General features: G+C 47.2%; 23 protein-coding genes. 7 read left to right on the plus strand and 16 right to left on the minus strand.

Features of this window, described 5'->3' with window-relative positions; all coding sequences use genetic code 11:
* Positions 1 to 166: 166 nt before the first annotated feature.
* Positions 167 to 736 carry a thymidine kinase gene (locus AC3WT9_RS11900; RefSeq protein ID WP_074085406.1) on the plus strand — a complete coding sequence of 190 codons (570 nt, stop codon included), beginning with the start codon at positions 167 to 169 and terminating at the stop codon, positions 734 to 736.
* A gap of 364 nt (positions 737 to 1,100) precedes the next feature.
* Here the strand turns inward: AC3WT9_RS11900 and AC3WT9_RS11905 are convergent, their stop codons facing one another.
* Positions 1,101 to 1,619, minus strand: a complete 519-nt coding sequence (locus tag AC3WT9_RS11905; RefSeq protein ID WP_341379198.1) for a DinB family protein — start codon at positions 1,617 to 1,619, stop codon at positions 1,101 to 1,103.
* A gap of 137 nt (positions 1,620 to 1,756) precedes the next feature.
* Here AC3WT9_RS11905 and AC3WT9_RS11910 point away from each other — a divergent pair, with 137 nt between their 5' ends.
* The 4 genes from AC3WT9_RS11910 (at position 1,757) to AC3WT9_RS11925 (ending at position 3,815) form a co-directional block, all read left to right on the plus strand.
* A complete protein-coding gene (locus AC3WT9_RS11910) occupies positions 1,757 to 2,413 on the plus strand; it encodes a hypothetical protein (RefSeq protein WP_341094744.1) in 657 nt (218 codons plus the stop codon).
* A 71-nt stretch (positions 2,414 to 2,484) separates the two neighbouring features.
* Positions 2,485 to 2,928 carry an accessory gene regulator B family protein gene (locus tag AC3WT9_RS11915; RefSeq protein ID WP_445745041.1) on the plus strand — a complete coding sequence of 148 codons (444 nt, stop codon included), beginning with the start codon at positions 2,485 to 2,487 and terminating at the stop codon, positions 2,926 to 2,928.
* Between the two features lie 143 nt (positions 2,929 to 3,071).
* Positions 3,072 to 3,407: a LytTR family DNA-binding domain-containing protein gene (locus AC3WT9_RS11920; protein WP_341094748.1), complete on the plus strand. Its 336-nt coding sequence runs from the start codon at positions 3,072 to 3,074 to the stop codon at positions 3,405 to 3,407.
* A 228-nt stretch (positions 3,408 to 3,635) separates the two neighbouring features.
* A complete protein-coding gene (locus tag AC3WT9_RS11925) occupies positions 3,636 to 3,815 on the plus strand; it encodes a sporulation histidine kinase inhibitor Sda (protein WP_341094749.1) in 180 nt (59 codons plus the stop codon).
* A 195-nt stretch (positions 3,816 to 4,010) separates the two neighbouring features.
* Here the strand turns inward: AC3WT9_RS11925 and AC3WT9_RS11930 are convergent, their stop codons facing one another.
* Positions 4,011 to 4,319, minus strand: a complete 309-nt coding sequence (locus AC3WT9_RS11930; protein WP_341094751.1) for a hypothetical protein — start codon at positions 4,317 to 4,319, stop codon at positions 4,011 to 4,013.
* Between the two features lie 120 nt (positions 4,320 to 4,439).
* A complete protein-coding gene (locus AC3WT9_RS11935; RefSeq protein ID WP_038594913.1) occupies positions 4,440 to 5,099 on the minus strand; it encodes a helix-turn-helix domain-containing protein in 660 nt (219 codons plus the stop codon).
* Positions 5,100 to 5,270: 171 nt separating this feature from the next.
* Here AC3WT9_RS11935 and AC3WT9_RS11940 point away from each other — a divergent pair, with 171 nt between their 5' ends.
* Positions 5,271 to 6,062, plus strand: coding sequence for a FlxA-like family protein (locus AC3WT9_RS11940; RefSeq protein WP_492407602.1), 792 nt, complete (start codon positions 5,271 to 5,273; stop codon positions 6,060 to 6,062).
* A gap of 97 nt (positions 6,063 to 6,159) precedes the next feature.
* Here the strand turns inward: AC3WT9_RS11940 and AC3WT9_RS11945 are convergent, their stop codons facing one another.
* Entirely contained in the window at positions 6,160 to 6,879 is a 720-nt protein-coding gene (locus AC3WT9_RS11945; protein ID WP_492407603.1) for a hypothetical protein, read from the minus strand.
* 26 nt (positions 6,880 to 6,905) lie between these two features.
* A complete protein-coding gene (locus AC3WT9_RS11950; protein WP_341094757.1) occupies positions 6,906 to 7,679 on the minus strand; it encodes an RNA ligase family protein in 774 nt (257 codons plus the stop codon).
* Positions 7,680 to 7,833: 154 nt separating this feature from the next.
* Between AC3WT9_RS11950 and AC3WT9_RS11955 the strand changes: the two genes are divergently transcribed.
* Positions 7,834 to 9,573: an ATP-binding cassette domain-containing protein gene (locus tag AC3WT9_RS11955; protein WP_492407703.1), complete on the plus strand. Its 1,740-nt coding sequence runs from the start codon at positions 7,834 to 7,836 to the stop codon at positions 9,571 to 9,573.
* Positions 9,574 to 9,724: 151 nt separating this feature from the next.
* On the opposite strand, the gene spo0A is transcribed toward AC3WT9_RS11955, so the two are convergent.
* From spo0A to folD, 11 genes are all read right to left on the minus strand, one after another.
* Entirely contained in the window at positions 9,725 to 10,543 is an 819-nt protein-coding gene (spo0A, locus tag AC3WT9_RS11960) for a sporulation transcription factor Spo0A (RefSeq protein ID WP_076108893.1), read from the minus strand.
* A 196-nt stretch (positions 10,544 to 10,739) separates the two neighbouring features.
* Positions 10,740 to 11,816 (minus strand): SpoIVB peptidase, encoded by a 1,077-nt coding sequence (spoIVB, locus tag AC3WT9_RS11965; protein ID WP_341094761.1) that lies wholly within the window; start codon positions 11,814 to 11,816, stop codon positions 10,740 to 10,742.
* A 171-nt stretch (positions 11,817 to 11,987) separates the two neighbouring features.
* Positions 11,988 to 13,715, minus strand: coding sequence for a DNA repair protein RecN (recN, locus tag AC3WT9_RS11970; RefSeq protein WP_492407604.1), 1,728 nt, complete (start codon positions 13,713 to 13,715; stop codon positions 11,988 to 11,990).
* 42 nt (positions 13,716 to 13,757) lie between these two features.
* Positions 13,758 to 14,207, minus strand: coding sequence for a transcriptional regulator AhrC/ArgR (ahrC, locus tag AC3WT9_RS11975; RefSeq protein ID WP_341379201.1), 450 nt, complete (start codon positions 14,205 to 14,207; stop codon positions 13,758 to 13,760).
* A gap of 29 nt (positions 14,208 to 14,236) precedes the next feature.
* Complete coding sequence (locus tag AC3WT9_RS11980) at positions 14,237 to 14,704, minus strand: hypothetical protein (protein WP_341094767.1); 468 nt, start codon at positions 14,702 to 14,704, stop codon at positions 14,237 to 14,239.
* 100 nt (positions 14,705 to 14,804) lie between these two features.
* Positions 14,805 to 15,677, minus strand: a complete 873-nt coding sequence (locus tag AC3WT9_RS11985; RefSeq protein ID WP_492407605.1) for a TlyA family RNA methyltransferase — start codon at positions 15,675 to 15,677, stop codon at positions 14,805 to 14,807.
* Positions 15,678 to 15,721: 44 nt separating this feature from the next.
* Positions 15,722 to 17,626 carry a 1-deoxy-D-xylulose-5-phosphate synthase gene (gene dxs / locus AC3WT9_RS11990; RefSeq protein ID WP_341094771.1) on the minus strand — a complete coding sequence of 635 codons (1,905 nt, stop codon included), beginning with the start codon at positions 17,624 to 17,626 and terminating at the stop codon, positions 15,722 to 15,724.
* Positions 17,627 to 17,722: 96 nt separating this feature from the next.
* The gene (locus tag AC3WT9_RS11995; RefSeq protein WP_341094774.1) at positions 17,723 to 18,670 is read right to left on the minus strand and encodes a polyprenyl synthetase family protein; all 948 of its coding nucleotides are present in this window, start codon (positions 18,668 to 18,670) and stop codon (positions 17,723 to 17,725) included.
* The gene (xseB, locus tag AC3WT9_RS12000; RefSeq protein WP_038594924.1) at positions 18,657 to 18,914 is read right to left on the minus strand and encodes an exodeoxyribonuclease VII small subunit; all 258 of its coding nucleotides are present in this window, start codon (positions 18,912 to 18,914) and stop codon (positions 18,657 to 18,659) included. Before xseB ends, AC3WT9_RS11995 begins: the two co-directional genes overlap by 14 nt.
* Positions 18,886 to 20,271, minus strand: a complete 1,386-nt coding sequence (xseA, locus tag AC3WT9_RS12005; protein WP_038594925.1) for an exodeoxyribonuclease VII large subunit — start codon at positions 20,269 to 20,271, stop codon at positions 18,886 to 18,888. Before xseA ends, xseB begins: the two co-directional genes overlap by 29 nt.
* 10 nt (positions 20,272 to 20,281) lie before the next feature.
* Positions 20,282 to 21,139 (minus strand): bifunctional methylenetetrahydrofolate dehydrogenase/methenyltetrahydrofolate cyclohydrolase FolD, encoded by an 858-nt coding sequence (gene folD, locus AC3WT9_RS12010; protein ID WP_492407606.1) that lies wholly within the window; start codon positions 21,137 to 21,139, stop codon positions 20,282 to 20,284.
* Positions 21,140 to 21,157 lie beyond the last annotated feature (18 nt).

A 21,157-nucleotide genomic window follows, 5' to 3' on the forward strand; every position in this document is an offset into this window, starting at 1 on the left:
TATTATAACATATCACCAGGGAAGCACACTTTAAAGCGGTTGCTGAATTTAAAAACACGATGGCAATGATTTCACTGGCAAGTTCAGCCACGAGTATGATACTCTAATAAAGTCGCATTTTTCGGTATACTATTACACAGGTTGAAGAACGAAAGGATAGATGGACGTGGCACAGTTGTTTTTCAAGTATGGAGCAATGAACAGCGGCAAATCCATTGAGATTCTCAAGGTAGCCCATAATTACGAGGAGCAGGGCAAGTCGGTGCTCATCTTCACTCCATCCCTGGACGATCGGGACGAGGTCGGGTATATTTCCTCCCGCATCGGACTGCGCAAGCAGGCCATAGCTATCGACGAGAACACAGATATATACAGCATAGTCAGCAGCAATCTGCCGAAGCCTCACTGCGTGCTGATCGACGAATGCCAGTTTCTGACCAAGGACTGCATTCTCCAGCTTGTGCGTATTGTGGATGAGCTGAACATACCGGTAATGGCTTTTGGACTAAAAAATGATTTTCAGAACAACTTATTCGAAGGCAGTAAATATATGCTGATCTACGCGGATAAAATTGAAGAGATGAAGACGATCTGCTGGTTCTGTGAACGGAAAGCCACAATGGCGCTGCGCGTAGAGAACGGCAAACCCGTTTACAGCGGCAAGCAAATCCAGATCGGCGGCAACGAAGCTTATTATCCGGTCTGCCGCAAATGCCACAAGAATCCGCCCTTGTAAATATAAAAGCATTCCAGCCTCTTTACAAAGAGCCGGAATGCTTTTTTGGTTAGTCCGATGACGATATCTCCTTCAACGCCCTATGTTCGTCTTCCCTGCTCACAAACAGTTCATGCTGCACTGGCAGGTTCCCACCATAAATTGCACGGTTGGTTGCAGCCCGCATGCCTCCATTAATCTTGGAACGGTGACGGATGCCCGCTGCGGCAAGACGGCTCTTCACCTTGAAATACTGGGCCTGATCAAATGTATTGAAGAGCAGTGTCCTCTCCCGCGGAACAAAGAAATGTAAGATGCCCGTTAAAAAGCTCAGTTGCGTCCTCCTCCTGTTCCAACCCCTCACTGCCATCAACTGCAGCCGCAACTAATTCAAGTAACGCTCGTTCAGCACATTCAAATGATGAAGTTCATGTCCGATAATGAGGCAGGCCTGTGCTCTAACCGACATTGCTGTCGAACGAAACATTCCTCTCCGGGTCCAGGCATCTTCCGGCAGACTGTCCAGCAGAGCCAGGGTAGACTGGCGGACCGTCTTGTATTGGCTGACCAGTTCCTGCAGAGTGAAACGTTCAAAATCACCTGCTGCCACATAATCATTTTCCTCGTACCCGGGCAGTGGCGCTTGTTCTCCTCTGGCAAAACAAAGCAAGCGGTAAGACATAATCCGGTCATTGTCGGTCAGGTGGCCAATCATCTGCTTAACACTCCACTTCTCCGGTGCATAACGGTAGTTCCCCTGCTCTTCACTTAAGGCTCCCAGCAAATCAAAAAAGCTTCTGGATTGCTCCCTCAGAATGGCCGCCAACTCTCCATCAGCTGGTACTAGAGCGATATATCGCTCCTGAACCTCAAGATACTCATTTTTTTCCGGACGCTGATTCATCAATTATCGCCTCACTTCCAACAATATTAAGAAAAATTTGGTGAAAAGAACAAAATCTTATTGTTGTATTTTAGTTCATTAGGTATAATATTTGCAAGATTAAAGGTTGCGTTAATCTGACCTTCGGGAGTGTCGGTATGCTGGATTCTGTACTATTTATCGTGTTTTCGGTACTCGAAAGTACCGCATTATTTTATCTGGCATTTAAGATATTCAAGATTGATCTTTATCCGAAAGAGATAGTCTTTGCCGGTTTGATTATGGCTTTCTTTTCATATTGCTTACGCTTTAATTATTCGATGTCGAAAACAGATGTATTCTTACAGTATACTTTGGTATTTCTCTTCATCTGGCTTCTGTTTCGCATTCATATATTTTATGCTGTTATTATGACAGGTATGACCTATCAAGCGTATATGTTAATCCAGTCGCTACTGTACTTGTTCATGAATCTCACCGGTCTGGTTAAAATGAATTTCCCTTCACTTTCCACGGGCTCCTACCTGTTGCAGTTATTAACTGTTACAGCTTCTCTTATTATTGCTTACTACATTGGCAAAAAAAGAAAAGGGTTTGATTTTGTACCGGACAAGCCAGAAGGAAGAATTGATATTGGCAAACGCGATAAAATATTATTCGCCCTAAGTATACCCTCTGTTCTTTTAGTAATATTAATGCTGTACCTTGTTGAATATTTACCGAACTTGTTCTTTCTTATCCCTCTTCTTTATGGGATGCTTTTATTTGGGTATCTGTATTATTCAAGTCAAAAGAATCGTGGTGATGAGTTTTGAATAGCTTGGCTCTTAAGATTTCAACTGCTATTAAAAAGGCGAATCCCGAAGAAACAGGTTCTATCGAGGTCATGCAATACTCCCTGAATATTATACTGAACACACTTCTAATGCTGGTAAGCTCGGCAGTGATTGGATGGTTCATAAATAATCTAGCTGCAACCTTATTATTTTTTGTAAGCTTCTCCTTCCTGCGGGTCTGTTCGGGAGGCTTTCATTTAAGGACGGCAACTGCCTGCAACATAGTAACAACTCTATTATGCGTCCTTATACCCTTTTTTCTCCACTTTTCAGGAAGTAAACTGTTGTTAATCAATGCAACCAGTTTAATAATAATGATCTTCTTTGCTCCTAATCCGGACAAAAATGCCCAAATACCTCTCCATTGGTATCCGGGGCTGAAGGCCGCCTCAATAGCAATTGTCTCTTTAAATTTTTTCATTGGATCGTCTGTCTTTGGACTGGCCTTTCTCGTCCAGTCTTTAACAGTAATACCTTGGAGAAGGAGGTACTAACTATGAAAGCACTTGTGGCTAAACGCGCTTCAGCTGCACTTGAAGCATCCGCCCGTTTTTTCGTCTCCGTTATGAAAATTAGTTTACACAGCCCTGAAGCACCAAAAGAATTGCGGAAGTAATTAAACAAGGATGGGGAAAACATGCGTGTCTTACAAAACGACGGCTCCTCCCTGGACATCCAGGAAGAAGAGATATTGTATTTTTCCAGCTACAAAAATGCAATATTCGTCCATACGAAAGAAGGCGAGTTTGTTCTCCCCACTACTCTTTCCGATCTATTGGTTGCTTACAAGGGTAAAGGATTTGAGCGTCTTGACCGCAGCAATGTCGTGAGTCTCAGCAATGTGGACAGTTATGATGCGGAGCGGAAGATCGTTCTTTTTAATCAAGGAGAACAATTCGCCACGGTATCTGAGTCCAATGAAGCCCGCCTCAAAAAACACTTGGCAGGACGCAAAAAAGATTCCTCGCAATAAGAGAACAAAGGCAGCATCAACAAGCAACGATCCCGGTGCACATTAGCACTGGGATCGTTGCCTTTATTCAACATCCTTCGACCCAATCCTTCATTTTCCCATATCATTCATTTTTTGTAAAGGGGAATTCACGCTGTGAATACCAGGAGACGGATTTCTTTCCAAATGGTACCATTTAGATAGATTACTATAATTTAAGTCATTCTAAATAACCGATGGAGGAATCTAATGGATTATTACTTTCATCCTTCTCCGCGCCCCTCATCCCTTGAAATGTTATCTGACGAACAGTTATTGAACATCTATGAATTGGCGGTGGAGGCGAAGGCTTCGCCTGATTTTATTGAAATTATTAAAAATGTACTGAACGGGAGAAAATTAATGGGCTCAGAGCACCTGGATGCTTGATGCTGTTATAATCTCAGCATATTCTTACATAGTTTTACTCACGGGCCATCTATTCACCATGCAGTCATGATGAATAGATGGTTTGATTCTACCCGCCTGCCCATAAACAGCAAAGAAGCCATCCCCACTTCAATGTGCAGGGTGGCTTCTTTTATTGGGATGATTAATGAATAGATAAAGGAGAGTACTTCAGGACTACTCGATGAATTCTGTCTTGAAGACGTTGTCGAGCTTTCCGCCCAGTCTTTTTTTGAGAGGCACCTTGATATCCCGGCCCAGTTCTTTGAAGAAGGTTTCGATATCACACTTCACATTCTGTGCCATGGCGATTACGGTTCCGTCCCCCACGATATTCTGGTTCACTTCGAGAGGCACGTCCACTTCGATATCATATTTCTTGGACAATGTTTTGATGTATCTCGCGAAGATCTCCAGCAGCTCTTCGTTGTTGAAATTTTCGATTGCTGCTTTTCCCTTGCTGGTAAATTTCATGTTAACTCTCATTTGAGATATCCCCTTTTCTGTGTAACCATTTTTGTTGTTGGTTTATGGATCAAGATGAATAGATGGCTGCAAGAAAGGGCAACATTATTCATTTTTGAAAACAATAGAACAGACGCACGCTCATTTAAACGCGCCCTTAACCTGCTGCACCTTAAATTGGGTAAACTCCTTAAGTGCCTGGATAACCTCGTCCTGCTCCTCATCCTTCAGCTCATAGATGCATTCCCGCAGCCACTCGCCGAAAATATAGGCCTGCCGGCCTTTTCGGGGCTGCTTGCGGAGTGAATCCAGATTGCCTTCAAATTTGTCGTTGAGCACATCGGTAAGGTTATATTTCTCAATTTTTTCTATTACCATTCCTGCCCCATATTCCGTTTCATAAACGATGACCTCATCGGAATCAAACGAAACGTACGAAGTCTCTTTCCCTTCCTTGGACCGAAACTCCTTCAGCTTGTTAAATGCCGTCTCATATATATAATCCTGGGACTGATTAAGGACAGGCAGCTTGTAGCCCTGCTTAAGCGTCTTGATGTATTCAATATCCGGCATATAATCAGCCAGATGATACATGCGGTTCTTAAGATCCGCTCCAAGCGCTTCAATGATCTTATCCAGGTTATCTTTGAGAGGAATACTTTCCCCGCGTTCAATCTTGCTGAGCTGAGAGTAACTGATGCCGCTCTTCTCTTCCAGTCCTCTTAAGGTCAACCCGCGTGCTTTTCTGAAGTGCCGGATAAAATCCCCCAGCTCATCAGGATAGTTATCGAAATCGTTCATGGGAGTCACCTCTACCTATATCATAACACAAGATAACACTTTGTGTTTCAATATAACAATTAATCCCTAAAATACTTGCTGCTTATTTAAGCATTATTCTTATTTTAGCGTCATGCTTTACCGATAAAACATTTGTATGGTAAATAATTCTTTGATTTGGAGGAAATACCCATGAAATCCATCCCCTCAATCTCAAGTAACGTTAACACTAATACCGCAAACCAAACCATTGCTTCTCCCCGTGGCAAGGAAATCCAAAGCTTATTAAGCCAAAAAAGCAAATTAAATGAAGAAATCAGCGCGGTTAAGGCCGATAAAGATTTGGACACGAAGATGAAGGCCGAACGGGTTCAGTCCCTGAGGACCTCAATCCAAAACATTGATGCCCAAATTGCCGAGCTCAAAGCCCAAGAAATGCAAGAAAAAGCTGAACGCAACCGGCCCGAGCAGCAGGACAGCAAACCAATGTCAACAGACAGCTCTGCAGCAGTGCTGGACGTTGTTTTAAAGCACAGCACGACTTATGACCGCCTAGGCAAGCTGGTGGGCCTGAGCAAGAAGCTGGAAGGCTCTATAGACCCGTTAAAGAGCGAATCCAAGATGGAGCACGACAGACTGGCTAACAACCCTACCAAAGATATTGGCAGATACGAAATGCTGGAGAATGCAGAATATACCGTCCTGCAGACCAAACGGGAACGGATACTGGATATCCGCTCTACCATACATAATGTCGATCAAAAAATTGGCGAGTTGGTTTCCGAGCTCAAAGAGGATAACTCCCGCTTGTCACAAGCAAATAAAGCCGTACCGGAAATTTCCCGACTTGAGGAAGATACGAATAGTGTTAAGAAGGATACCAAAGACAGCACTTCGAAAGATAAATCGCTCTCGGGAGACCAAAAAACTGGGGATGATGCTGGAGCTTCCGGGGTGGTAAAATCAATTGACGTACGGGTGTGAAGGCTTTCGAGGAGATTAACAAAAACCGCTATTCACTCGATTAGTTAATCAAATGAATAGCGGTTCAGCTAAACTGAGATTTGTTTCATTGAAGATTTCAACTAAAATTCTGATCAAAACATATATTAGTTTCACATTTAATTTTGTACCATTTACCACCATAACCCTCGTTTTCTTGTACAACCAGTCTATTTCCGCATCGTAGGCAATTCTTTGTTACGCTGCTATCTAACTTATACTCTTTAACGTATTCTTCGGCATGCTCTACCCCTTTGATTTCTTGTCTAAGTGCTTGGTCACTGATATCGAATTCTTTCATGTCTCCTCTACTAGCATGTATAGACCGGCCAAACGCACCAAACCCTCCAACCAATTCGTGATGATGAGTACTAATCCGTCCTCCACCTCTTTCAAACAACTTGATGATTGGCTCATATGTATCATGAAATTTAACAGCAACCGGGTTGCCGGCATCAATCAGAATGCACCATTGAATATAGTTGATGCAAATTATTTTTAGAACCGTTAAATTTATCGGCTCAAGATTAGGACAAATTTCATACAGATTATCAAAATCGAGAATCCCCATTTCATTATTAATGATTTTGGCCATGCCCGCAAAAATACTAACGCCTTCAATAGACATAAATTGTAATAAAACGCCAACTCTACGATAGTATTCAGCGATAAGTGTAGCGTCTGCCGTATATTCACCTTTAGACCTCACTTCTTCATACCTTTTATTAGAGATATCTATATAATACTTAGCATCAATATTGTTAATTCGATTTACGGCTCTTGTATAATGACTCTTCATAATAGCTCCCTTACTTTGAACAGTTATTATCTAAACGTTCGTTCATAATCTTCGAAACGGATCTTTCTAATTTGTTTACGGTCAGTTGTTCTAACAATGATTCCTTCTGATTTGCCTGTTGCTTCGATCCCCACTTGCGTATTTTCGAACCTTGTTAAGTAAGAATATGTATTCTCAAGAGAAGTTGGAAATTGCGAACCCTTGATGGTTTCCAGAAGGGGTGCGGACTGCAAATCCATGCGCTCTACAAATCTCTTCTTCTCAATTTCATCATAAAACGGCTGATTACCATGATCTCGCCACTCCGCAATTTTCTCCTGCGATAATTCTAGTAATCTAATTAATTCATCCTTATCCAAGGAGAACACGTCAAATACACGATACCCTTGAGTTCTTCTGTCAGAATAGTTCTTAGATGCTTTAGTTTTTCCTCCATAAGATTCCTGATAAATTACGGTTAATGCCCAGTCCCCCTGTGAAAAGATATCTGCTGTTACTTTCTCTGCTAACGGTTTAAGGAATTCTGCAATGTTCCCGTAAGGATTACCGATTCTGTCTCCTTTTGCATATAACAATTCTTCTCTGGAACCAATTAGATAATCAACTTCGTTATAATCATTTTTAAATAGAATGATTCTTGAATTTTCACCATCTACTTTTTCGTAAACAAAAACATCGTCTGATTCTGAGAAGCCTTTGGACTCCGTTAATACATCATTTAAGCGGCCCCGTTCACCTAATTGATGATAGGTAAGAATGCTTGGGTACTTTGTTAAAGAATTAATTTTCTTCAAATTCAATATATAACTTCCTCTCTCAATGAAAATATTATTCAAGCATGATCGCGAAATGATTGAAGTTGGTTGTAAACAGTGTTACTCTATCAACGGTAAACTCAAATCTTCAATACCTCTATTAATATTCACTATTTTAGTTATAAAGAAAGGTAATACTATGATAAAAGTTGATAACTTATCCTTTTCATTTCCGCAAAAAGAACTCTATAAAAATATTTCATTTACGTTAGAAGAGGCACAACATTGCGCTTTTATAGGAACAAGTGGCAGTGGAAAAAGTACACTGATAGATATACTGATGGACCCAGAAAGATATATTTTCGATGGCATGTTAGAGATGGAACAGGCTTGCACAATTGGGTATGTAAGTCAGTTCTCGCAACTGGACAAATCTAAAGAAACAACAGTTTTTGAATATGTAGGAGAAGAATTTATTAAGATACAAAATGAAATAAAATCTATTTGCACTGAAATGGAAACATCATCGGATATTGATTCGTTACTAGAAAAGTATCAATTAGCTTTAGACGCATTTGATTCAATTGGCGGGGATGATTTTGAAAGCAATATTAAAAAGAAACTAAATCTAGCAAACCTCATGAAGCTAAAAGATCTTAGGGTATCCGACCTGAGTGGCGGCGAATTCAAACTTATTCAAGTGATGAAGGAAATGCTTAGTAGTCCAGACTTAATGATTATGGACGAACCAGATGTATTTTTAGACTTTGAAAACCTAAATGCGCTTAAAAATCTTATTAATTCCCACAAAGGAATGCTGCTAGTTGTTACGCACAACCGATATCTATTGAATCATTGTTTCAACAAAATTATACACCTTGAAAACATGGAGATCCAAGAGTTTAATGGGCGATATATTGATTATAACTTCTCATTACTTCAAACTAAAATTGAGTTACAGGAGCTCACGGTCGCTGAGCATGAAGAAATTGAGAGAAACGAGAACATCATCAATAATCTTAGAGTTATCGCAACCTATAATTCAGAAGCATCTAGAGGGAGAGCTTTAAAAGCTAGAGTTAGGTTTCAAGAGAGATTGGAAGCGCGTAGAATTAAAGCGCCATTCGTAGATATTAAGCAACCGAATATCAGTTTAGGTATTGATAATGAAATTGAAGACACCGTTGTTGTAAATGTCAATAATTATAGTGTTTCCTTTGATGAATTGCTTTTAGAAAATGTTAACTTTGAGATAAAATCAACTGATAAAGTAGCCCTTATCGGTTCAAACGGAACTGGGAAGACGACTTTACTCCGAGAAATCTTTAAAAATAATCATGATTCAATTGAAATAAACGCGGATGTTAAAATGGCTTATTTATCTCAGCTTCAAAGCGAAATACTAAAGGATTCTAATACAATACTGGAAGAATTCATCGATGACGGGTTTAAAACTTATGATGAGATAAGATCGTATATTTCAAACTATGGCTTTGAAGGAGAAATCGTTAATCAAAAGATAGAATCTTTATCTGGTGGAGAAAAAAATATGCTTCAATTGGCTAAAGTTTCTGCCAGTAAAGCAAACGTATTGCTTCTTGATGAACCGACAAGCCATTTAGACACCTATACACAAATAGCACTGGAGAAAGCCATTGAAGACTATAAAGGTGCGATTCTCATGATTTCTCATGATTTCTATTCTGTGGTAAATGGTATGGATTATGTTTTAATCCTTGCCGATAAGACGATTAGAAAAATGAGTATGCGAAAATTCAGAAAGATGATTTATGCTAGTCATTTTGATAGAGACTATTTAGAAACTGAACAAAAGAAAAAATCAATTGAAATGAAAATAGAATTGGCTTTAAAAGATACTGATTTTGAACTTGCAAAAGTATTGGTTGATGAGCTGGAAGAGCTGATTAAGTTGCTTTAAACTACAACCTTCTGGAATGAAATATTTACAAGAAGAAAGACACTGATGAATAGGATCTCAGTGTCTTTTTACTGCATTCATTTCTGAATAGCTCTTGCGCTAGAAAATCATAAACCTCCCTTACTGCTCACGCTCACTGCTCCTAACCCCTTCAAGAAACCTTATGCTCAATCCGCAGCTTGTCAGCTACCATGGCAATAAATTCTGAGTTAGTCGGCTTGGATTTGGAGATATTAATGGTATAGCCGAACAGGTGGGAGATGCTGTCGATGTTGCCGCGGGTCCAAGCCACTTCAATGGCATGACGGATCGCGCGCTCTACGCGTGAAGGTGTGGTCTTGAATTTCTCAGCGATGGCCGGATATAGTGTCTTGGTGATAGCACCGAGGATTTCGATATTGTTGTACACCATCGTAATGGCTTCCCGTAAATATTGGTAACCCTTAATATGGGCTGGAACGCCGATTTCATGAATGATTGAGGTAATGTTGGCATCCAGATTTTTGCCTTTGGAGAGTGGCACAACATTGTTGTTATTTCTGGAGCCGGAATAATTGGACATGCTGGAGGAGGAGCTCATACTGCCTTGGGTACCGACAAGCTGACGCACACGATTCGCCAGAACCTCCATATCAAACGGCTTAAGAATATAATAGGACGCGCCAAGCTGCACAGCTCTTTGAGTGATGTTCTCCTGCCCAAAAGCAGTCAGCATAATGATCTTCGGTTGCGGATTCAAATCCATATCACGCAGGCGTTCCAGGACGCCAAGTCCATCTAAATGCGGCATGATGATATCAAGAATAAGCACATCCGGAACTTTACGTGCCCCGCTAAGCATTTGAAGCACTTCTTCACCATTATAGGCTATGCCTGTAACGGTCATGTCTTCCTGTTCCGTAATGTATTCAGCAAGCAAGTTCGTAAATTCCCTGTTATCATCGGCCAACAACACTTCAATATTCTGCACTGGCTGCTTCCTCCTTATTTATATCTGCTATTCGAAAATAACATTTATTGTCTCCCTTACATTTTCGACATGCTAATCAAATATCCTTCTGTCGAAAATTATTTTTCTTTATTTTTTTTCGGCGTTGGATTATAATTAAATATTTTGTTTCATATTTCGATCTTTCTCGCTTGGCTTCGACAAAAAAATCTTAAGGCTAAACCGCCTTAAGATTGTAGGGAGCAATATTGCTCTGCTGAGCCACACCAGAGTCCTTCAGCATCCATTCGATGAAGCAGCCATACCCTGACTTCGGGTCATTGACGAATACATGGGTCACTGCGCCGATTAAACGTCCATTCTGCACAATCGGACTGCCGCTCATGCCTTGAACGATTCCTCCGGTTTTGTCGATCAGACGGGGATCTGTAATGCGCAGCACCAGACCTTTGGTTGCCGGGGACTGCTGCTGGGCAACATGGATGATCTCCACATTGAACCGCTCGACCTGCTGTCCGTCAACAACCGTAAGAATTTGCGCGGGCCCTTCCTTGACTTCACTGCTCATGGCAATCGGTATCGGCTGCTTATACAGGCTGTGCTCCGGATTGCGGGTCATTTTGCCAAAGATCCCGAAGTCCGTATTGCTTTGAACATTGCCAAGCACTTGGCTCTCCTTTAGAAATACAGCACGTTTCTCGCCGGGATCGCCGTCCTGGCTCTTGGAGATTGAGGTCACACTGGACTGGACGATGTGACCGCTGCCGACGACAATCGGTGTTCCGGTATTCATGTCCGTAATGACATGGCCCAGAGCGCCATATACGCCCTGCTCAGGAGCATAGAACGTTAAGGTGCCGACACCGGCTGCTGAATCGCGGATGTACAGCCCCAATCTCCATACCTTGTCATTACGGTCATAAGCAGGCTTCAGCTTCGCTGTTTGTTCTTTCCCGTCACGTTTGTACACGATGGTCAGCGGCTCATTTGCCATTCCTGCACGCTCCACAAGCTTGGCTACCTTAGATACCTCGTCCAGTTTGTTCCCGTCAATCGAGATCATCAGATCACCCGGCATAAGGCCGCTGTTCTCTCCAGGTGAAAGCTTGGACTGCTCGGATACTTCAATAAGATGATGGCCCACAACCAGAACACCTGCTGACTTCACTTTGACGCCAATCGTCTGGCCTCCAGGGATGACTTTCAGCTCCCTGTCAATTCCTTGTACCGGCGTGTCAGGCGGAATATCCAGGGGTGATGCATAGGCCTGGAGAGATCCCGTCATTCCTGACATGCTGAGAAAGAAGGCAAATAAAAGGCCGGGCATTAACTTCCTGAGGTTCGGCTTCAATGGCTGTCACGCTCCCTTTTGCTTCTTTCGCTTGACGAAAAAGGTGGTCGCCAATTGCGTACCTATAAGATAACCTTGCCCCCAGGCTTTTATTACTGTCAATCATTGTCCCGCTTAGCCTAAAGCTGCTTTGCTGGCCTCGGCCAGACCAAGCATCTCCTGTGCGTGATGCAATGTTTTTTCGGTAATTTCCACACCGCCCAGCATCCGGGCCAGCTCCATCACCCGGCCTTCCGCTGAGAGGGACTCCACTTCGGTCATCGTGCGTCCGTCCTCGACTTTTTTGCGAATTAAATACTGATGATCGGCCATGCAGGCCACCTGTGGTAAATGCGTAATTGAAAAGACCTGGCAAGAAGATGACAACCTGAACAGCTTATCCGCTATGGACTGGGCAGCCCGGCCGCTGACACCGGTATCCACTTCATCAAAGATAAGAACCGGAATCGCATCGGTCCGCGCAAATATGCTCTTCATCGCCAGCATAATCCGCGACAGCTCACCGCCGGAGGCAATCTTGCCCAGCGGTCTCAGCGGTTCTCCCGGGTTCGGGGAGATCATAAATTCGGCGCTGTCGATTCCCTGTCGGGTCAGACGGTAACGCCGCCCCTGATGTTCGATACCCCGGGGGTCCTCCAGAGGTTCCAGCTTGACCTGCAGCGAAGTCCGTTCCATCTGCAGATCCTTCAGTTCACCTTCAACCTGGGTAGACAGATCCACCGCACATTGGCTGCGCGCGACGCTGAGCTTCCCGGCTGCCTCCATTAGAACGTTTAGCAATCCATCGCGCTTCACGGTCAGCTTCTCTATATATTCGTCTTTATTCTCCAGAAGGTCGGTTTCCCGTTCAATCTGCTCATAATAAGCCAGAATCTGCTCTACACTTTCCCCGTATTTGCGGCGCAGGCCGGTAATCTGATCCAGACGGTTTTCAATTTCCTCCAGCCTGACCGGATTGAACTCGATTTCCTCACGGTAGTCACGCAGCTGGAACGCCGCATCCTCAAGCTGATAATAAGAAGACTGCAGCTGATCAAGCACAGCCCGGAGACCCTTTTCATCATAACGCACCGCGTCCTCCAGCTTCGAGATCACGTTACCAATTGATTCCAATCCCTGCCTGTCATACAGCAGCTCGTATGCGCCGGATACGGAATCCATCATTTTCTCGCTGTGGGATAGTTTGACCCTTTCTTCAGCAAGTAATTCATCTTCTCCGGGTTTTAATCCTGCAGAAGAAATTTCCTCTAATTGAAAGCGGTACAAATCGAGCATTTGGTAAGCCTTCTGGCTTGATTCCTGCAGCTCCCGCAGTTCTTTCTCTACTTTGGCAAAAGCGGAATATTTCTCTTGATAATCAGCCTTAAGAGGGCCGATCACGGCATCTCCGTATGTATCCAGCAATCCCAGGTGACGATCTGCCTTCAGCAGGTTCTGGTGCTCATGCTGCCCGTGAATATTGACCAGCTGTTCGCCGATCTCACGCAGCATGCTGAGATTCACCATTTGCCCGTTGACCCGCGAGGTGCTTTTGCCAAGGGAGGTGATTTCACGGCGGATAACCAGATGCTCCTCCCGGTCGGCTCCAATGCCAAGACGATCTAGGGTTTCCCATACCGGATGGCTGGCGGGTAAGCTGAATAATGCTTCCATTTCTGCCTTCTCACAGCCGTAGCGGATCGAATCCGCTGATCCGCGTCCGCCTGCAATAAGTCCAAGCGCATCTATAATAATCGATTTACCTGCCCCGGTTTCCCCTGTAAGCACATGAAAACCGGGATAAAAATGCACATCCACTGCTTCAACAACGGCAAGATTGCGGATCGACAAGGTTTCTAACACGAATACAACACCTCCGAAAAGATGATCACTGAGTTTTTTAAATTAAGAGATGTAACCCATAATTTGCGAAATAACATCTTTGCTGTCCTCCGGCTGACGGCAAATAATCAGAATAGTGTCGTCACCGGAAATGGTGCCCATAATTTGCGGCCAATCAATATTGTCGATCAGAGCTGCTACTGAATTGGCAGTACCCGGAAGACATTTCATCACCACAAGGTTGGCGGAGAAATCAATATGAACAAAGTTGTCCACCAGCACGCGCTTCAGCTTCTGAATCGGGTTGTAGCGCTGGTCGGTCGGAAGAGAATATTTGTATCTGCCGTCATCCATCGGAACCTTGATTAGCAGCAGTTCCTTGATGTCACGCGATACCGTAGCCTGAGTGACCTGGAAACCGGCGTCGCGCAATGCTTCCACCAGATCATCCTGCGTTTCAATATCCCTCTGTGTAATAATTTCACGTATCTTGATATGCCTATGTCCCTTCATTATTGCCTCCCGTATTTAAAAAGTGAACATTAATTCGATTCCCCATCATCTTTACCAAGTTTGATGAGATGTATGGCCGAAGCAGACGTGTTAACATACAGAACACCACTGCATTCGGGATAAATCAGCAGATAAGGCAGCAGGGTATCCCGCAGGCCGCTGCCGGTAAACTCCAGCCCTTTGCGCGGGCGGGATAAAATCACCAGGTAAAAATTGTCCTCTTCTTTACTGGCAACGTAGTCAATGAAAAGCCTGCTGTACATTGGAGACCCGTCCACCTGAAAGGATAGCGGAATCTTCAGTTTGCCACCAATCACCTCATATCCAGCCGCCTCCAGCAGATCTATGGCAGGATGGGGCAGAATGTCTTTATTGAGGGGCAGCCGGTCCTTGATGAACGAACGCGGAGAGCTCTGCAGCCATATAAATATCCGGTAAATCAGGAAGATCGATACCGCCACTCCAATGAGTATCATAACCACTTTATCAGAGCTCACCAAAGCAATCACCTCGGTGATTTATTCGCTTGAGGATCGCTGAAATCCTGCTTGCCGTACTGAGCACTTGGTTATTTGTTGCTGAACTAGCAAAAGAAACTCATCGTTTCTTCGATGAGTTTCCAGTGGTATTGGCAGTAAATGTCGCCGCCGCTTCCTTAATTACGGCATCAGCAAGCTCTGCAAACGAAGTCCCCGGGTCCGCCACCGATGCTGTTTCCACAGCTTCCGGCAGCAGCTTCCAATGGGCCAGAAATTCGATATTTCCTTCTCCGCCAGTAATCGGTGAGAATGTCAGCCCTTCCAGCCGGTAGCCCAGCTCTGAAGCCATAGTCAGCACATTCACCAGCACCTCTTTATGAACGGCAGGATCACGCACCACTCCTGATTTGCCTACCTTTTCACGGCCAGCCTCGAACTGCGGCTTGATGAGTGCGGCGATGTCCGCAGGGCGGTTAACCAGCGCTTTGAGCGGCGGGAGAATAATTTTGAGCGAGATAAAAGAGACATCTATGCTTGCAAAATCTGGCACCGGTCCGATCAGATCAGGCGGCGTCATGTAGCGGAAGTTGGTCCGTTCCATCACGCTGACCCGCTCATCATTGCGCAGACCCCAATCCAGCTGGTTATAACCGACGTCAATCGCATAGACATGGCTTGCACCATTCTGCAGCGCGCAATCGGTGAACCCTCCGGTAGAAGCGCCAATATCCAGCATTATTCTCCCGGTCAGTTCGATACCAAACTGGCGGAGCGCCTTCTCCAGCTTCAGTCCCCCGCGGCTGACATAAGGATGGACAGCACCCTTGACCTTCAGGGTTGCACCGCGCGATACCTTCATGCCCGCCTTCTCGATCCGTTCTTCATCCGCAAGCACCAGGCCGGCCATAATGGCAGCCTTGGCCTTCTCGCGGCTTTCATAAAAGCCTTGTTCAACTAACAGTACATCTATACGTTCTTTAGGGTGTTCCATGTTCATCTCCCGATCATTGGGCTCCCAAGTTCAGCTTCCTTCATTCAGGAAGTAGAAGTCGTCTTGTAAGTATATTTGCTTGAAGCCTTCATTGCCTTTATACGTCCGCACAGCGCTTCCACGGTAAGTCCCGTCTCCTGGCGCTGCTCTTTAATCGAGCCATGTTCAATAAACAGATCCGGCACACCCATTAAGTGAACGCGGGCATCATAAATTTCATGTTCGGCATAAAATTCAAGCACAGCACTGCCCAGAGAACCGGCCTGGCTGGCTTCCTCCAGCACTACCATGCTGGTTGCGGCATGGGCAAGCTCAAGCAGCATGGAGTTGTCGAGCGGCTTCAGGAACCGCGCATTCACAACACCTACCTGAATGCCTTCACGCTTCAGAATCTCCGCCGCTTCCTCTGCTACCTGGACCATCGGTCCGCAGGCAAGCACCGCATAATCGTCACCCGGGCGCAGACGCTCCCAAGAGCCGATAGGCAGGCTGCGCAGCTCGGCGTCCAGTTGAACTCCGGTTCCGTCAATCCGCGGATAACGGTAGGCAATCGGACCGTCGTTGTACTCCAGCGCCGTCTTCATCATATGGCGCAGCTCATTCTCATCCTTCGGCATCATCATGACCAGATTCGGAATATGGCGCATAAAGGCGATGTCATACACCCCTTGATGCGTCTCGCCGTCAGCGCCGACGAAACCGGCACGGTCAATCGCGAACATTACGTTGGCGTTATGCCGGCAGATATCGTGAACGATTTGATCGTACGCCCGCTGCATAAAGGTCGAATACACGGCAAATACCGGCTTCATGCCTTCCATTGCAAGTGCCGCACAGAGTGTTGCCGCATGCTGCTCGGCGATCCCGACATCAATCATCCGATCTGGAAATTCCTTGGCAAACGGGAATAAACCCGAACCTCCAGGCATCGCCGGGGTAACGGCAATGAGGCGCTTGTCCTCATGACCTAGTTCAATCAGCGTCTGCCCGAAGACTTCAGTGTACATCGGATTGCCCACAGCCTTAAGGGACTGTCCAGACTCAATCTTGTAAGGAGAAATGGCATGCGACTTATAGTAATCGGTTTCAGCCGGTTTATAACCTTTGCCCTTAGTGGTCAGCACATGCACCAGCACAGGTCCGGACACATTATCCGCCTGATGGAAGGTATCAACCAGCTTCTCCAGATCATGCCCGTCTACCGGCCCAAGATAGGTAAAGCCCAGTTCTTCAAACAGCACTCCGGGAACCATCATATATTTAAGACTGTCCTTGATCTTCTCAACGGTCTTGGCCAGCTTGCCGCCGATCGCCGGAATCTTCTTGAGGGATCTTTCAACTTCATCTTTGGCCCGGAGGTAATGGCGGTCGGAACGGATTTTGCTCAAATAATTGTGCATCGCCCCGACGTTGGGAGCAATGGACATTTCGTTGTCGTTCAGTATGACCATCAGCTTGCGTTTCTCATGACCGATATGGTTCAAGGCTTCAAAAGCCATCCCGCCGGTGAGCGCGCCATCGCCGATCACAGCAATTACCTTGTTGTCTTCGCCCTTCAAATCACGGGCCATAGCCATACCCATCGCAGCTGACAAAGAGGTGCTGCTGTGCCCGGCTTCCCATACGTCATGCTCGCTTTCAGAACGCTTTACAAAGCCGCATAGCCCATCACGCTTGCGCAGCGTGTCAAACCGGTCCTGGCGGCCGGTCAGTATCTTATGCACATAAGCCTGATGCCCTACGTCGTATATCATTTTGTCCCGGGGACTGTCATAGCAATAGTGCAAAGCCAGTGTAAGCTCCACTACCCCCAGGTTGGATCCGAGGTGCCCGCCGGTTACAGTAAGCTTCTCGATCAGAAACCGGCGGATTTCCTCCGCAAGGGTAGCCAGCTCCTCGGTTGACAAGGATTTAAGTTGCTCCGGATCATTTATTTGTGGAAGCAGCACGAGTATTCCCCGCTTTCCTAGATGTTGTAAAATATATAAAACCCATTATAACACAAACGAAACGGCTGTCGTAACACAGCCGCTCCCTAAATTTTTCTAATGATCGCGAGCCATTAAATACCCCGCGATTTCAAGCAGCCGTGTATTGTCGGCAAATCCGCCCTCAAGCACCGCGCTCCGGGCAGCGTCTGTTAGGCGTTTCACCTCTTCGCGCGAGGATTCCAGCCCGATGAAATACGGGTAGGTCACCTTTTGCTGCTTGATGTCGCTGCCTGTCTTTTTGCCGAGTTTGCCTTCGTCGCCGACCAGATCCAGAATATCATCCTGCACCTGAAAAGCCAGCCCGATATGGGTGCCGAACTCACGGAGCGCCTCCAGCTGCTTCTTATCGGCTCCGGCGATCCGTCCGCCCGCCAGCAGCGAGAAAACGATAAGATCGCCAGTCTTATGAAGATGAATGTACTGCAGCTGTTTCAGATCGGTCAGCCCCTGCTCACCCTCCATATCGGCAACCTGGCCGCCGACCATGCCGCGCGGACCGGCCATTTCGGCCAGGTCCTCCACGATGGACAGCACCTGCTCCGCAGGAATGCCATGGCGGCGGGAAGCCTGTACCACGCTGTAGAACGCATGCGTCAAAAGCGCATCGCCGGCCAAAATTGCCGTCGCTTCACCGAATACTTTGTGATTCGTCAATTTGCCGCGCCGGTAATCATCATTATCCATGGCCGGCAAATCGTCGTGAATCAGCGAATACGTATGCACCATCTCAATGGCCGCTGCTACCGGCAGAGCCGCCTCGCGGCTGCCTCCCAGCGCTTCACAGGCAGCGATGACGAGCAGCGGGCGGAGGCGCTTGCCTCCGGCCTGCAGCGAATAGTCCATCGCTTCCTTCAAGTGGACGGGGACTGTCCAGGCTGCCGGAAGCGTCCGCTCCATCTCAGCCGCAACCCGTTCGCAGACTTCGGCAATGTAATCCTTCAGCGGCGGTTGCTGCGCCTTGCCGGCAGCGCTTGTCTCCAAGTCATGCTCAAAGCGGCTCATCGGCATCCCCTTCCAGGCGGGCACCGAACGGTTTTTTGCGCAGCTCCCCATCCTCCAGGGTAATCATCTCAATCTTACGTTCCACTTGTTCCAGCTTGCTGCCGCACAGCTGCGAGAGCTTCATGCCCTGCTGAAACAAATCTATAGCTTTCTCCAGGGGAACGTCGCCGTGCTCAAGCTCACGTACGATTTCCTCCAGCCGCTCCATGGCTCCTTCAAAATCCAGTTCCGCTTCCTTCGTCATCGTCTTTGCCATCCTCCTTCATTCCCCATACCTGGCAGCTTAGCTGTCCGTCACTGAGCTTTATATTCACTACATCGCCAAGCTCAACTTCCTTAAGCGATTTGATTAAATGCTGTTCCTGTTCATCGTAGACGAGGCTGTAGCCCCGCGACATGACCTTGAGCGGGCTGAGCGCATCCAGATGGCGCAGCTCCGACACATACCGTGAGCGCTTGTCCTGCAGGCGCGCCTGCATGGCCCCCGCCAGCTGGCGGGTCATGCTCTCCGCCTGCTGGCGGGCAGCGCTGACACTGCCCAGCGGATGGAACCGCTGCAGGCTGTGGTGCAGCACCGCCTGGCGCTCACGCGCACGGCGGTTCCGGGTCTCCGCTGCGCGTGTGAGCGCCGTGCGGAGCATATCCAGCCGCTGCGCGTGCTGGGCCAGCTGGCGGCGCGGGCCGACCAGCGCCAGCGAGCGCTGCAGCGAAGCCAGGCGCTCGCCGCCGCGTTGGGAGCGGCGCAGCAGGCCCTGGCGCAGCCGCTGCTCAGCCGTGCGCAGCTGCGCGGCCAGTTCGGCCGCACTCGGCACGGCCAGCTCTGCGGCGGCCGTAGGCGTCGCCGCCCGCAGGTCGGCGGCGAAATCGGCGATCGTAAAGTCGGTCTCGTGGCCGACGGCCGAGATGACCGGAATGCTTGACGCCGCGATGGCCCGGGCGACAGCTTCTTCGTTGAAGGCCCATAGCTCCTCCAGTGAGCCGCCGCCCCGGCCGACGATCAGCACATCGGCCTCGCCCATGTCATTTAAGGTTTCAATGGCCTTCACAATGGAAGGGCCTGCACCTTTGCCCTGGACAAGCACGGGATAGAGCACAATCGCCACCTGCGGAAAACGCCGCTGCAGCGTAATCACAATATCCCTAACCGCCGCGCCTGTAGGAGAAGTCACAACCCCGATACAGCGCGGGAACCGCGGCAGCGGCCGTTTGCGTGCGGCCGCGAACAGCCCCTCCTGCTCCAGCTTGCGCTTAAGCTGCTCGTAAGCCATGTACAGACTGCCGATCCCGTCAGGCTGCATATGCGTAGCATAGAACTGATACTGCCCGTCCCGTTCATATACGGTTACATTGCCTCTGGCAATAACCTTGGTGCCTTCCTTCGGGACAAAGGGCAGGCGCTGGTTATGCGAAGCGAACATTATCGCCTTGATCCGGCTGCTCTCATCCTTCAGCGTGAAATACATATGCCCGCTGCCGTGATGGGTGAAATTCGAGATTTCACCGCGAATCCACACATCGGACAGCAGGTTGTCGGAATCGAGCTTCATGCGGATGTAACGGTTAAGATCCTTTATCGAGTAGACTTGCCGTTCTGCCGCCATGAGCCCTGACCTATTCCAGGCCGCGGCGGCGTTTGGCCGCTATCAGCGTGTTGCTCATCAGCATGGTGATCGTCATTGGCCCCACTCCACCCGGTACTGGTGTAATGTATCCGGCAACTTCCTTGGCACTCTCATAATCGACATCACCGGCAAGCTTGCCGTTATCCAAACGGTTCATCCCGACGTCAATCACAACAGCTCCCGGCTTAACATAAGATCCGTCAATGAAGTTAGCCCGGCCGATGGCTACCACCAAAATGTCTGCCTGGCGGCTAAGCTCAACAATGTTCGCGGTGCGCGAATGGCACATTGTTACCGTTGCATTCTCACGCTGCAGCAGCAGTGAGACCGGTTTGCCGACGATATTGCTGCGCCCGATGACTACAGCATGTTTGCCCGACAATTCAGTGCCGGTACGTTTAATCAGTTCGATGACTCCGGCAGGCGTACAAGGAAGCAGGCTGTCATCGCCGATGACCAGATTGCCGACATTGATAGGATGGAAGCCGTCAACATCTTTCTCCACAGATATAGCGTCAATGACTGCCTTCTCTTCAATATGCTTCGGAAGCGGCAGCTGAACCAGAATACCGTCAATATCATCACGGCTGTTCAGCTCTGCCACCAGCTTCAGAAGCTCTTCCTGGGAAGTGGAGGCATCCAGCCTGTGAACTTCCGAATGGAAGCCAAGCTGGGTGCTGGATTTCTCTTTATTGCGGACATACACCTGAGAAGCCGCATCTTCACCGACAAGAACGACAGCAAGACCGGGCTTCACGCCGCGTTCGGCCAGTCCGGTAACTTCCCGGGCAATGTCGATACGAATTTCGTCGGATACCTGTTTACCGCTGATGATTGCTGCTGTCATGTAAGTCTCTCCCCTTTT

The sequence above is a fragment of the Paenibacillus sp. EB106-06-01-XG199 genome (genome assembly GCF_058791575.1).